Source organism: Cupriavidus sp. GW821-FHT07C08, assembly GCF_059419025.1.
In genome coordinates, this window is record NZ_JBWKQZ010000002.1 from 312,682 (window position 1) to 325,867 (window position 13,186).

At 61.1% G+C, this 13,186-nt stretch carries 12 protein-coding genes; 9 read left to right on the top strand and 3 right to left on the bottom strand.

The features are described from left to right. The first annotated feature begins 8 nt into the window (after window positions 1-8). From pilP to pilV, 8 genes are all read left to right on the top strand, one after another. Window positions 9-677 (top strand): type IV pilus biogenesis protein PilP, encoded by a 669-nt coding sequence (gene pilP / locus AC07UK_RS04595; RefSeq protein ID WP_081050309.1) that lies wholly within the window; start codon window positions 9-11, stop codon window positions 675-677. A 3-nt stretch (window positions 678-680) separates the two neighbouring features. Beyond that, complete coding sequence (gene pilO2 / locus AC07UK_RS04600) at window positions 681-1,943, top strand: type 4b pilus protein PilO2 (protein WP_058698194.1); 1,263 nt, start codon at window positions 681-683, stop codon at window positions 1,941-1,943. Further along, the gene (locus AC07UK_RS04605; protein WP_058698193.1) at window positions 1,940-3,742 is read left to right on the top strand and encodes a GspE/PulE family protein; all 1,803 of its coding nucleotides are present in this window, start codon (window positions 1,940-1,942) and stop codon (window positions 3,740-3,742) included. The genes pilO2 and AC07UK_RS04605 overlap by 4 nt, the downstream gene beginning before the upstream one ends. Beyond that, on the top strand, window positions 3,739-4,779 hold the full coding sequence (locus tag AC07UK_RS04610; protein ID WP_058698192.1) for a type II secretion system F family protein: 1,041 nt from the start codon (window positions 3,739-3,741) through the stop codon (window positions 4,777-4,779). The genes AC07UK_RS04605 and AC07UK_RS04610 overlap by 4 nt, the downstream gene beginning before the upstream one ends. 36 nt (window positions 4,780-4,815) lie before the next feature. Continuing rightward, window positions 4,816-5,316 carry a prepilin type IV pili gene (locus tag AC07UK_RS04615; protein WP_058698191.1) on the top strand — a complete coding sequence of 167 codons (501 nt, stop codon included), beginning with the start codon at window positions 4,816-4,818 and terminating at the stop codon, window positions 5,314-5,316. 206 nt (window positions 5,317-5,522) lie between these two features. Next, entirely contained in the window at window positions 5,523-5,696 is a 174-nt protein-coding gene (locus tag AC07UK_RS04620) for a hypothetical protein (protein WP_234788237.1), read from the top strand. Between the two features lie 169 nt (window positions 5,697-5,865). Continuing rightward, window positions 5,866-6,345, top strand: coding sequence for a hypothetical protein (locus tag AC07UK_RS04625; protein ID WP_058698190.1), 480 nt, complete (start codon window positions 5,866-5,868; stop codon window positions 6,343-6,345). Between the two features lie 7 nt (window positions 6,346-6,352). Continuing rightward, on the top strand, window positions 6,353-7,600 hold the full coding sequence (pilV, locus tag AC07UK_RS04630) for a shufflon system plasmid conjugative transfer pilus tip adhesin PilV (RefSeq protein WP_058698189.1): 1,248 nt from the start codon (window positions 6,353-6,355) through the stop codon (window positions 7,598-7,600). 701 nt (window positions 7,601-8,301) lie between these two features. Here the strand turns inward: pilV and AC07UK_RS04635 are convergent. The 3 genes from AC07UK_RS04635 to AC07UK_RS04645 form a co-directional block, all read right to left on the bottom strand. After that, window positions 8,302-9,315: a CAP domain-containing protein gene (locus AC07UK_RS04635; RefSeq protein ID WP_058698188.1), complete on the bottom strand. Its 1,014-nt coding sequence runs from the start codon at window positions 9,313-9,315 to the stop codon at window positions 8,302-8,304. Between the two features lie 530 nt (window positions 9,316-9,845). Further along, window positions 9,846-11,021, bottom strand: coding sequence for a FlhC family transcriptional regulator (locus AC07UK_RS04640; RefSeq protein WP_058698187.1), 1,176 nt, complete (start codon window positions 11,019-11,021; stop codon window positions 9,846-9,848). A 12-nt stretch (window positions 11,022-11,033) separates the two neighbouring features. Continuing rightward, the gene (locus AC07UK_RS04645) at window positions 11,034-12,242 is read right to left on the bottom strand and encodes a coiled-coil domain-containing protein (RefSeq protein ID WP_058698186.1); all 1,209 of its coding nucleotides are present in this window, start codon (window positions 12,240-12,242) and stop codon (window positions 11,034-11,036) included. A gap of 597 nt (window positions 12,243-12,839) precedes the next feature. On the opposite strand from AC07UK_RS04645, the gene AC07UK_RS04650 reads away from it, so the two are divergent. Beyond that, complete coding sequence (locus AC07UK_RS04650; protein ID WP_058698185.1) at window positions 12,840-13,148, top strand: hypothetical protein; 309 nt, start codon at window positions 12,840-12,842, stop codon at window positions 13,146-13,148. Window positions 13,149-13,186: the final 38 nt, after the last annotated feature.

The following is a 13,186-nucleotide window of genomic DNA, read 5'->3' on the forward strand; positions in this document are numbered from 1 at the left end:
ACAACACTATGCAGAAACGCGCATTGAATCTTCGTTGGGCTGCGGCTGCCTTGACCATCGCCGTTGCTTGTCTGTCGGCGACCGCCACGACCACTGCGGCTCTCGCGTCGCCCAATCCGGCTGCTGCCGCAGTTGCCTCAGTTGGGGCTGCCCACGTGACCTCGCCCCCGGCTTCCAGTCCGACGGCGAAATCGGTCACGGATCCTACCGCAGCGATCGCTGCAGCGAGTGCGACTGCAGGCACCACTGCAGGCGCTCCGGTCGAAGCCACCCAGCCGTCTCGGAACACGGATGCGCCGGAGCTGGCCACCCTGCAGTCGCAGCTCGCGCTGTGGAAGGCCCGTGCGGAGATCGCCAAGTACAAGGCGGAAGTGAAGCGCGCGGAGGACTCGATCACGGCCGCACCTGCGGGGGCGCCGCAGCCAGGCGGGGCACCTTCAATTTCGCTGACCGGTCCGATGCCGACGGGTGGGGCCAGCCCAAGGCTGTCAGATGGGACACGCCTCGTGTCGCTACGCGCCTTCGACGGCCACTACAACGCCATTCTCGATGTCGACGGGCGTACCGTGCCGGTTCAAGCCGGTGACACGCTGGATGGCGGCTGGAAGGTGGTGAGCATCGATGACGCCGGCGTGAGGCTTGCCAACGGCAAGCGCGTGCGCACGCTGAGGCCCTGAGCCATGGCCGAGATCCTGTCATTCCCCGGGCTGAAGGGCGGCTTTGCTATTGGGTTGTCCTGGCTGCACGAGGAGGCACAGCCTACCAATAGCGCCTTGCGTGCAAGCGCTCTGGAGCTTGGCCGCAATGTTCGTTGGGGCGTGGTCCATGAAAGCGCCGAAGGTGCGGTCCAAAGTGGCTTCTGCGAACCCATGGCCGGCGCGAAGCCTGCTGGGCTAAAGCCGCTCGCCGCCATCGTGGCGAGCCAGCATCGTCAGCCATGGATGGGCCTCTTTCACCTGCAAGGCAGCCGCTGCTGGTATGTGGCGGTCAGACAAGGCCATGCCGTCATTACCGGTGGAGATCAAGTCGGCACTCTGGAAGAGTTGACTGCAGTCCGCGCGCAGCATCGGGCGCTTGGCGAATGGACGGAGGTTGAGGGGACGCTGCGCGACCTGGCGGCGATGGCGCGTGCGTCGAAGGGCGTGTCGGCCATGCGGGACGTCCTGACGGGGCCATGGAAGTCGACCGCTTACGTCGCGGCGGCGATCGCGGGGACAGCCGCGCTCGCCGGGGGCGGGTGGTATTGGTATGACCAACAGCAAAAGGCGGAGCGCGAAGCCCAGCTGATGCGTCAACGCGCAATCGCCGCCGCGCAGCGTGCCAATGAGGCCGCGCAGCAACGGGTGTTGCCTTGGGTGGAAGAGGCCGCGCCGGCGGCCTTCCTTCAGGCATGCCGCCGTGCGTGGGACAACCAGGCGCTCGCTGAGGCTGGGTGGACGCTCGCCGGATGGCACTGCAAGCGAGCCACCTCGACGACCATGACGATCGAAACGAACTGGAAGCGGGATGGCGGGATCGCCGCCAATGCGCCGGGTGTGCTCACGTCGGACGGCAATCAGGCGAATGCCTCGTCAAATGTCCCGGCTGCCTTTCTGCCTTCGGCGTCGGCTGTTCATTCCGTTGCGGATGCACAGCGGTCAATGTGGACCTACGCGCACGGCAGTGGCGTGGGCTTGCAGTTGACCATGCCGCCCGCGCTGCCTCCGTCAAATGGCAATCCACCGGTTGATCCCTGGCTTTCCATGACAGCAGATATCTCGTTCGGCGCACCGCCTTGGCTCGGCACGGGCGGAGGTCTTGATGCCGTGCCTGGCTTGCGGCTCACGGAAGTCAGCTACGACGCAGCCACTCAGGCATGGAAGGGAACCGGGAAGCTATACGCACTGCGGGACGGTGCATCGCCGCCGGTAGCGGCCAATCACAACGTCGGAAAACCACGATGATCGGGACCATTTCGCGCCTGTGGCGCAATCCGAGCCGAGATCCTGCCCGTTTCACGGCAATTGCCTTGCGGGCCGAGCCGTCGGTGAAATCCGACGTGCTGACCTTGCCGCCGCCACCGGATGTGTTGGCGCCCCATATCCTCTATCCGAAGACCATTCCGGCAACCTTCGACCGCGTTGCCTGCAACATGAACCGCCTGACGGCTGAGCAAGCGGCGGCTCTGCGTCAGCGCGCGTCCGAGAGCGGACTCTATGTCGAGAATCTCGTCGAGGAGTTCGGCCTCACCAATGATGAAGTGCAGCAGGTGCTGGCGGTGCACGGTTGCGAAATCTACGTGGACGCGCGGCACTTTGGTACGCCTCGCTTCCTTACCTGGGAAGCGAAGCTGCGGCGCAGCGGTGCGGCGCCACAAGTGCGCAAGGTGTCCGCGCAGGAACTCTCGGTATTGCGGCAGCAGCGCGGTACAGGCCTGTTGCAGGATGCAGACCTGCATACGTTGAGCCTGGCGCGCCGGCTGATTGCCGATTGCGCCGTGCTGGTCGCCTCGGATATCCACATCCTGGTCCGTGAGCACCATACCGAGATCCAGGTGCGGGTCAAAGGGGACCTGCGCACGGTCGCCGCCCTGTCCATGCGCAGGGAAGAGGGGGAGCGACTGATCCGGGCAATGTACACGGGCTTGGCCACCGTGAAGGCCGCTACCTACAATCCGCTGGACGTCCAGGATGCGCAGATTGCCGGCGACGCGCTGCCCGGCACGGGCCTTTCCAGTGTGCGGATCGTCCGCGGGCCGGCCTATCCGGTGGAGAGCGGCGGTGGCTTTCTCGTGGCGCGCCTGCAATACCGGGAACATCACCAGGGAGCCAAGAAGTCCGAAGCGCTCGAGGCGGCGAAGCGATTGGACCTTCGGATGCCAGAGAGTCCGATGGGCGATTTCAAGCTCGGCGAGATGGGATACACGCCCTTACAGGTGGAACTGATCTCGCAGTTACTTCGTCGGCCCATGGGGGTGATCGTCGTGACGGGCCCAACCGGCAGCGGCAAGACGACGACGCTCTTCGAGTGCACCCGCCACCAGGCCCGTCTATTCCCCCAGAAGCGGCTGGTCACGATCGAGAACCCGACCGAGTACCCGATGGACTGGGCGATCCAGCTTGTCACGGAAAGCGAACGCTTTCCGGAGATGCTGCGCATGACACTGCGGATGGACCCGGATGCCGTACTGCTGGGCGAAATCCGTGGTGTTGAAGAGGCGATCGCAACGCTGCAGGCCGCGGCCACTGGTCACCTGGTACTGACCACCCTGCACGTGACCGATCCGTTCGAAACCTTCTTGCGGCTCGTCATGCTCGACCACGTGCGTCTGGCGATGGACGTGATCTGCAATCACAACCAGGTCATCGGTCTGATTGCGCAACGGATCGTCCCGTTGCTTTGCTCGGAATGCTGCGTGCCAATTGAAAGCGCGGCAGAACCGCTGCCGGACTACATGATGCGTGCGATGCGCTCTTGGGGGGATCTGTTTGGCGTGCGCGTTCGCGGCGCAGGGTGCGAACACTGCCATGGCGAAGGCATTGTCGGTCAGCAGGCAGTGGCAGAGGTCGTAGTGACCAACGAGGCGCTGATGCAAGACTGCATCAACGACGGGGTGTTGGCGGCGAGGCGCAACCACAGGGCGCGGCCCGGCTCCGACAAGCCGATGATCGCTCACGCCATGGACCTGGTCCTGGCCGGCCGGCTCGATCCGGTTGACGCCGAGCGAAATGTCGATGCCATTCCGATGCGGGAGCAAGTGTGAACGGATTGTCCTGGGGAATGCGGCGGCGCCTGTATCAGCAGGCATCCAGCCAGTTGGAGAATGGGCTGACTCTCGCGCAGGTTCTGGAGGATTTCCGCGAACGGCAAGCTCGGCGCGGCAGAAAGCGCGCGGCCGAGGCGGCGAACGAGGTGGGTCGCCAGGTACGCGACGGCAAGACACTGATGGCGGCAATGGGCGCAAGCCTTAGCGATCTCGAGCGCAGCGTGCTGGACGCGGGTGAGAGGGCGGGGCAATTGCCGGAAGCGATGCGGCTCGTGCTGGACGTTCGGGACCTGACGACACGCCTTCGTCAGAAGCTACAGGCGAGCTTCTTCGCGCCAACGGTGTATCTCGTGACGCTCTACGTGGTCTTGCTGCTGATCGGGGGATACATCGTCCCGCAGTTCCTCGATGTACTGCCGCTCCAAAGATGGACGGACTGGGCCTATGCGATGTACTGGATGGGGCAGTTGGCGGTGGGGTGGCCAGCGCCAGTGATTTTCGGCGGGATCGGTGCATATGCCGGCTGGAGTTGGTGGGCGCTGTCTCGATGGACGGGGCCGGGCAGGCGAGTCTGTGACCGGCACGTGTTCCCGTTCACGGCGTACCGAGAGATTACTGGCTTCACCTGGCTGATGTCCTTCGTCGCACTGTTGCGGGCGAACGTACCTGACACCGTTGCGCTGGAGGGACAGATCAGCTCGGCGTCGCCCTGGCTGGCGTCACGGCTGCGGCCGATCCGTCTTGGGCTTGCTGATGGTCTGGACCTGGCGGAGGCCATGCGTCAGGCCGGCAATGGATTCCCGTCCTTGGATCTAATCGACGAAATCGGCGCATATGCGGGCTTCGATGACTTCACCGAAAAGATCACGGTGGCCGTGCGCCAAAACGCTGAGGTCATCGAGCGGCAGTTGCTCGCCAAAGGGATGGTCATGTCCGCGATCTTCACCGGGTTGATGTTCCTGGCCTTCGTGGTGCTGCAGCTCGGCTCCAACTCTCTCTCATCGATCCTCACGTCCTCGATGGGACAGTTCTAACAAACGGCTTATTTCAAACTCAAAAAGGGGTATCGAATGGATGGAATTCTCGGGCGCATCGTCGCCATTGTCTTGGGCCTGCTCGCACTGGTTGGCATTGCCTACGCGGGTTACAACGGCTTTCAGACCCATAAAGCCGGTGTAGTCGCGACCAACCTCACGCAGCTGATTACGAACGCTCGTGCCGGATTCTCGCAAGGGAACAACGGGTATACCAACTTCACGACGGCGAACATCGCGGCCATGGTTACTGGCGGCATGTTTCCGACGGACATGGTGCGCGGTACGACGCTGGTCGATCCGTGGGGCAATGCAGTGACGCTTTCGTCCGCCAACAATGGCTCGCAGGGCGTGATCACCTTCGGCGGCGGCAACGCACAGACCGCAAAGCAATGCGTAAGCGCAGCCGTGGGTCTCAAGGACTATGTGACGCTGACAGTCGGCTCGACGACGTTCAACCAGGCCAACCTTCCCGACCAGGCGACCGCCGGCGCGGCCTGTAGCGCCACGGCGACCTTCGCTCTGACATTCCAGTGAGTAAGGCGAGCGTGCGGCTACAGCGACCGCTTCTGCATCGGTATCACATCCACGATGGAAGGCAACGTAATCGAGCATGGCACTTTAGGGGTATGACGTGGATGGGATTCTTGGTCGGATCATCGCGATTGTTCTGGGCCAGTTGGCACTCATTGGTAGTTTCCTACGCGGGGTACAACCGCATCCAGAGCCACAAGGCCGGGGCAGTGGCAACCAACATTGCACAGCTGAGCACGATTGCCCGCGCAGGGTTCTCGCAGGGCTACGACGGCTCCACCGAACTTCACGACGGCGATCGTTCCGTCGATGATTACCGGCGGGTGTTCCCGACGGACATGGTTCGCAGCACCACGCTGCTCGATTCCTGGGGCATGCCATGACGCTGTCTTCTGCCAACGGTGGCTCGCAAGGGGTAATTCAGTTTGGTGAAGGCGGCGGTCGGACCGCAAAGCAGGGCGTGAGCGCGGCCCTGCTTCTCAAGGACTGCCGCCTTTACGCTCACCTTCCAGTGAGGTCGAGGGCCCGTGCTGGTTCCTCAGGAGAAATGTCATGGGTTACCTGATCATGCCCATCGCCACGGTCCTGTTTTGTCTTGGATTCGTGGCGCAGCTCGCGCAGTTGTCGCAAGCGGCGCCCGGTGCCGGTGTGCCCGGTCGCATGGAATCGGTGGCAACCATCACCGCACAGCAGGCGCAGGCCTACGGCGCAGCCTGCGTAGCTACGGCCGGCGCGACGCCCGGCCTGGTCGGAGCAAGTGTCACGCCGGTGCTGCCGGCGGGCATGGTGACTCCTGCCGGCGCGGGCTGCATGGCCGTGGCCAACCCAGCTGGGGGGCGGGACGTGTACGGCTATGTGCGCGTGTCCTCAGGGGCGGGCGCGTCGCTGCTCGGCACCACCCAAGGCAGCCTGGCGTGGTTCCGCGTCCGAAGTCAGGGCACGGGCGTCAATCTTGCAACCGGCATGGCGTACAGCGTGCCGGCGAACATTCCCGTTGGGGCGCTGGTCCACTGGGTCCAGCTGAACACCTGAGAAACGCATGGAAGCGATACTCGGATATCTCATCGCGCTGATGCTCTCGATGCTGAGCCTTGCCGGCTTCGCGACGTGGGCGAAAGCCGGCGTCACGAACGTGCAGACCGCAGCCGCGGCGAGCCAGATGCTGGTTTTCGATAAGGCCGCCCTGCAGTTCGTGCAGGACGAAGCCGCAACGCTGGTCGCCCAGGCCACGGCGAGTGTGCCGGTGTCGGTCACGCCGGCGATGCTAGTCAATGGTGGCTATCTGCCCGCTGGTTTCTCAGTGACGAACGTGTTCGGGCAGACGTGGTTGCTCCAGGTCATGCAGCCAACGCCAAACAACCTGCAGGCGCTTGTCACATCGCAGGGCGGCCGTGCCATCACAGACACGCGCCAGCTGGTGCAGATCGCTGCGCAAGCCGGTGCGCAGGGCGGCTTCGTACCATACGCAGGGCAGAACGGAGACCCGACGATGGTGCCAACCAGGGCCTATGGGGCGTACGGCGCGTGGCAGGTGCCGCTGGCGAACTACACCAACCCGGGGAGTGGCCGGCTGGCTTCGTTGTTGGCCTTCACCGGAGCGCAGGCCAATAACGGGTATCTGTACCGGGTCCAGGTACCGGGGCATCCCGAGCTGAACCAGATGCAGACATCGCTCGACCTGGGCGGCAATGACGTCAACAACGCAAGGCGGGTGTCGGCAAACACATCCCTCACAAGCAACGGTGAGACATACCTGACCAGCACCGGAAGCCCAGGCAGCGCATGCGGTGTCGACAAATCGATCCGGACGAGCACAACGGGAACGGGGCTCGTGATTTGCTTCGGCGGCATTTGGCAGCCGATCGGCACGGCCGTCACGAATGTGACCGACGGTACGTGGTGCGGAAACAATGGCCAGCTTGCCACGAGCGGTACAAACGTCGGCTACATCTGCAAAGGGAACCGGTATGTCGCGTTGACCAACGGGTTGGGGAACTTGTCGATCACGCGGAAATTCGAGAACGTATCGGATGGAATGACGTTCTCTAAGGACAACTGCCCTGGCGGCACCGCTTGGGCGATGTACACACCAAGGCAGGAAATGGTGAATATCACTGGAACCGTAATGCCGCCCATTCAAGGAACGTACTTCTCAGTGAACGACTATGGCACCTACTGGTACGCGCAGGCAAGCGCCATGTCGCCAGCGGCTTGGTATAGCGGCAACGATACCGGGGCTCTTGGAGGGCAACTGCTGGGCACCGTCACGACAGGCTGCATGTACTAGAAGCAAGATCGATCTATGAAGCGCATTCTTTTGGCGAGCGTTCTCGCTGCCGAATTCTCAACAGCGGCCGCACAGTTGTACACGTTTCCGGCGTCACCAATGACAGTGGCAGACTGTCCTGCCGGGAAGATCTGGCTCGTCCAGAATGGTCTGGCCACTTGCGGCGCTCCGGCACCGCCCCCGCCGCCACCACCTCCACCACCGCCTCCACCACCGCCAAACACGGTGACGTTTGTGCTTGTTGCTGGCGGCTTTGCGGCGGGTGGCGGCGTGCCGGTTCCAGCGGCTACCCCGTACGCATACTCGTACACATCCCGGCAAGGTTTCGGGGGCAGTAATGTAGAGTATGTGCTGTTCGGCAGTGTCCCCTACGATCAGTTGAAAGCTTCTGGCGGATACGCAGCATTGACGTCTGCGCTGGTCACCGTGAGAAATCCGGGGGCGTCGACGGTCGTGAACGGGTGGGTCATCACTCATGGCACACCGTCAATGCAGTTTCAAGCCGTTACTGGGCCTGGGTTCGACTCGGCCTTGACCGGCGGCGGCAGCAACGGCCCAGGGACGTGCTTCACTTGGACATACCTGGCGCCGGCCAGTGTTTGTAATAACGGCGCTACAGTGCAGTGAGACTAGCCCGCGGAAGAAGAGAAAATGGCCCGCATCGATGCGGGCCATTTCCAATTTTGCAGCTTGGCGCTACGTCAGTATACCGTGAAGCTCCAAGACTTGCTGATGGCTACGCCGTTGCGAGCGCCCGCGAAAGTTGCGGTGTAAGTGCCAGCCGAGAGCGGTTGGGTAGGGAGAAGGAAGGCCACTCCACTGTAGACGTAGGGATCCGAGATAGCCGAAGCGACTGAGCTCGGCTTCGCGGCGCTGGCAACCAGAACTCTGGCGGGAACTGCGTTACCCGCTGGGCCCGTGAGGATAAAGTTTGAGACCGTCAGCACGTCACTTGCATTGGGAGCTGGAACCCTGAACATGACAGGGTGGCCTGCGCTCGGCAGATCTGGTGCCGGGCTTGGCGACTCGGCGGTGGCGGTGAATGTTCCTGGGACGCTTTCGGCGTCGATTGGAGAATAAGCAAAGGCGTTCGTCGCCATTTGCTGTCCACCCCACTGCGGGAGGCCATATCCGCTGCCGTTTGCACCGGTCTTTACGCCAAAATTCATAACGCAATAACCGTCACGAATGGAAAGGCCGATCGTCTCCTGGTTGCTGGTGATGCCCTGCAGGTGATACACCGAGTTCCTAAAGTCCGCCAGGCAGCCGATGGAACCATCTGCCGCTTGGCTGATCCACTGGTCCTTCGAGGCACCCGCGGCTACGCCCTGTTCGTAAGGAGTTGCACCGGTAAAGCCGGGCTTGCCGGCAGTTTCGTCGTGGCCAACCGCAGAATTTGCTTTCAGGTACGCGACGTGGTTGTCCGCGGCAACATCGAGGGCTGTATCTTGCTTCAGGGCACCGACGCCCATCTTGATCCGATAGTCGCTCAGGGCATTGAACGCTGCCAGACGCAGGTCGCCACTGGGGTACGAAGGGGCGGAGACCGTTGTCGCCGGCGGCACCGACGTCGGAGCCTGCGGAACCGTTGGCGTGGTTGGTGTACTCGGCTCCTGCTTGGAGCCACCGTCGTCGCCACCACCACCGCCACATGCGGCCAAAGTGAGCGCCGTGGCCGTGGCCAGGACCGAGAAAGCGAATTTGGAGTTTTGCATTTTTCTTCTCTGATTTTGAATCGGCCGGGGATCGGTCCGTTATTTTTAGCTTAACGTCCGGGGCGCAAAGTCAAGTCCGCGCCCAGCCTTCGGCCGGCGTGAGCATACACGAAGGGGAACACCATCTAGACGACAAACTAAAGCCAACTTTGACCCCCTGAAGGTGGGGCTTCAGCATCAGTGGTGTAAGGGGTCCGGCCGCAGTGGTTGCAAATATGGTGCTGCCGCATGGAGAGGAACCGTTGTTCGCGCCACAGGCGGATGCTGCGCGATCCGCAATAGCAGGCCATGCCAATATTCGTTGCGCATTCGGGATGCTTCTCGCAGTACTGCTGAAGCTTTGGGGTCTCCCTTGACGGCAGCAGATACAGCAGGAAGAGGCCGATGTAATGCGTGCAGAAGCAGATCAACGCCCACTTCCAGCCGCTTCATCCCCATTGCCGCGCGAGCATGTATGCCAGGACCGGGGGCACTACAAAGACGAGAACGAATAGAATAGCGGTACTCATCATCCTTCAGTCCTCTTTGATCTATTTGTGCCGGCGCGCCGCGCCATTTGGACCGCCAAGTAGCCCACTGCAGCCGGGGCAGGAGAATGCGTGGCTGAGTTCAATACGGGGCGCCGCGTTTGCAATGAGATAGGGGGTCCGACATACCCTGCAAGGTGCCAATTCCAATTGCGCATCGGTGGACATGGTTCGGCAAATGTGACATGCCCGATCGGCAGAGATCTTGGACGAAGTTCCGAAGAATTTTTCAAAAAGATCGTAGGCTGCGATGAATGCCTCCGGAACATTGGCGCCGAACGCCAATGCAATGCGATACAGCGTGACGATGGTCGTCGCCTGAAGGCGATGGGTAGGATGTTCGAAGTACCAGGCGGTCGACGTCGGTAGCTGACCGGAGGGAGAGGATTTTCCGTGGATCAGGTGGAACAGCTTGCGGGTACGTGTCGAGGTTATGCCCAGCAGCGATGTGATAGTCGAGGCGCGGCAGTAGCTTCGGACCATCATTTCGCTGTAGACCTTCTTCTGGAATGGCTCCAACCGGAGGTTCGTCCAGCTGTTCTTCGTCGCCAAGCGATCGGCGCGCAGCGGGGTGGAGGTCAGGAAGTGATGCCCTTTCGAATCGGTCCCCAGCCGACTGGAATCAAAGTCGATCCAGAAAGTCTTGCTATGCAGGCGCCAACGGAAAATCGGGAAGTCCACCCGCGCAATGGCCGTGTCAAGGACGTGCTGCGGGAGCGAACGCAGATACTCTGCTAGCTCCTTGGTGATCCCGAGAAGCGGCGCGGCCAGAATGCTGACGTGGAGCAACTCGACCATCAGCCAAATGTAATGGCGATTGTTGTAGAACAAGCGAAGCTTGTCGTCGTTGGTCCAGCCAGGTAACTGAGAACGCAGTGTGTCGACGGCCAGTGTGGTCGTTGTGTTTTCACTCAAGCAACGCCAGTCCTGTACCTCGGAGAGCGTCGGCACGACAACGAGGAACGGGGTGCCCATCAAATCGCGTTGCGTGGCCTCCGCCTTGCGGACCTTGTCGACGCCACCTTTGCCAATATGCAGCATCTGCTCAAGCTCAGGGTGCGCGCCGAGCAGTTCCGCAAGGTGATCGGTGAGGTGATAGTTTGCCGACCGAATCCGATCGCATGTCATCCTGGTGAGTCGCAAACGCTCAAACTCGGCGGTGGGGGAGTGCTGTAGCATAGCTCTTTGCTCTCATCGGGCATTCAGGGCCGAGCGAATGTCGGCGTGGAGACGTGAGACGATGCTGTCGAGCACCGTCAAGGCCGGGCGGAATTCGGAAACGTCTCCGGCCATCTGTACGGCGAGCTGCACCGACGCGAATGTCGAAACGACTTGCTCGAATTCCGTCACCAGTTTGGCGAGTTCATCACGGGCGCGCGCACGCTTATCCAGGACGGACGAGCGTTCTGCGATTTCGTCCTCAATCTGCTGGCGCCGCGACTGGATATCGGCCAGCTCTGCCTTTGCCGCGGAGAGTTCGTCATTCTTGGCGGCCAGGGCGTCTTCCAGGGAGGCGTAGCCTAGCGGAACCACTTGCACTTCAACGGTTTCCGGGCGGGTATTGGCCTTCGAGAACGCCATGCGGTCCTGCAGCTCTCGCTTCTCGCGCTCCAGATCATCGATCTGCATCCGGATAGCGCTGTAGCTCAAGTTTTGCCGGGTCATCTCCTCCCGTACGTGACTCAGCGCTTCCCGATCCGCGTCGCGTTCTGACGCCAATCGTCCGAGCTCAGTGTTGAGGCGCCTAATCTCAAAATCCTTGTCGGCATTCTCGGAAACCGTACTTGCAAGTTCCGCTGTCGCGATGTCCAACTTGGTTTGGACGTCGATAACCTCCTCCTCCTGCTTACGAAGCCGCTCGACGAACTTGCGAATGTCCTTGCGATGGTAGGCCGGGTCGTTCTCCTTGAATTCGATGACCGCGTCAATTTCCTCCGCGGAGTAGTCACGCCGGCGTAGAACCATAAGTTCACCAATATTGAGCTTCGAAAGCGCGCCGTTGTGCTGAAGAAAGCGATGGTAGAGACTCAGGTATAGCTGTGCCTGGCTACGAGTGAGGTCGAGTGCGTCCTCAGCGATGGTGAAGAACATCTCCCGCGCGCGTGACCGTGCCGCTCGGGTGTCGCCATACTCAGCAGCGACGATTTCCGTCGTTGATTCATGCATGAGCTGAAGGTCCGCCCCAAGGTCCTGGAGCAGACGAGAGATCTTGTCCTTCGTGCGCTGAATGTTTCGGACACATTGAAGAAGACGGCTGAATGCGTCCTCGTTGACTGGGACAGTCCCGAGCGCATTGCGTAAGGCTATCTCCGCTCGGGAGACCTCAGGTTGCACAGGGAAATTCACGATGTCTGCCCGCACGGCAGGAACGTCTTCAGTTTTGATTTTTTTCTGCGGCATTTTTCGCTCACTTGGAAGGAACCTGACAACCAGCGTTACGGCCCAGAAGCGTTGTCAAGTCCTCATGGAGAGTACGGAACGTGCGACGCCTTTTGGTCAGCAAAAGCTCTTCATTTAGGGGTGTCATTTGCCGGGACAGGTGCAAAGCTGGTTGCTTATGCTTCGCTTATCGGTACCGTTTGCCCGGGAATTTAGGGGTTTACCCCTAACGTTAGGGGTCGATATTAGACATTCGAAAAACAGAAATAAACAAACCTTAATTTGCGGACGCGACCTCAAACCATGAGCATGCTCATGCGTTTTTCCCGGAAAGCCACCGTGTTTTGGTTAGCTTTCTGCCTACCTTCCTTGATCCTCTGTCGTTAGGATCGTGACAAACCTGCGTTCAGACGCATCGACCTAGTGCGCGCCGAATGGCGGCAGCGCTCAATCTCATAGTCCCCCGCCCACGCCAGCGTGCTTTCGCCATGCGCTACTGCATGCCGCAAGCGCGTTGAAGCGCAGCTGTTCCTCCAGAGATTCCTTGCTCCCTCGGAGCATCGAACCATCGCCTGGCATCTGCCAGGAAATCCCTTGCAACGTTTCTGGAGAGAAACTATGGAATCCTTTGTCACGAATCTCATCAAGCGTCCATTCAAATTCTTCATGCTCTGCATGGTGTTGTACATGGCGTCGCAGTCGTTCATCGTCGGTGCCTTTGTGACCGTCGTTGGACTGTCATTCCTGTATCACCGGGCCATGGTCTGGAACAAGGCCGTGCCCGCAGCGCCGAAGGTTTCGATGCCGGATACCCAATCCAAATCGAAGCACGAATCGCATCAAGTGGGAGATCCGCTCGAGCAACCGTATGAACGCTCGGCTGTGGTGACGCCGCTTCGTCGAGCGGGAACGCACGACCGTTCCTGATCCGTTGCCGCCTCTCTGAGGCGGCGCTTTCCACCTGT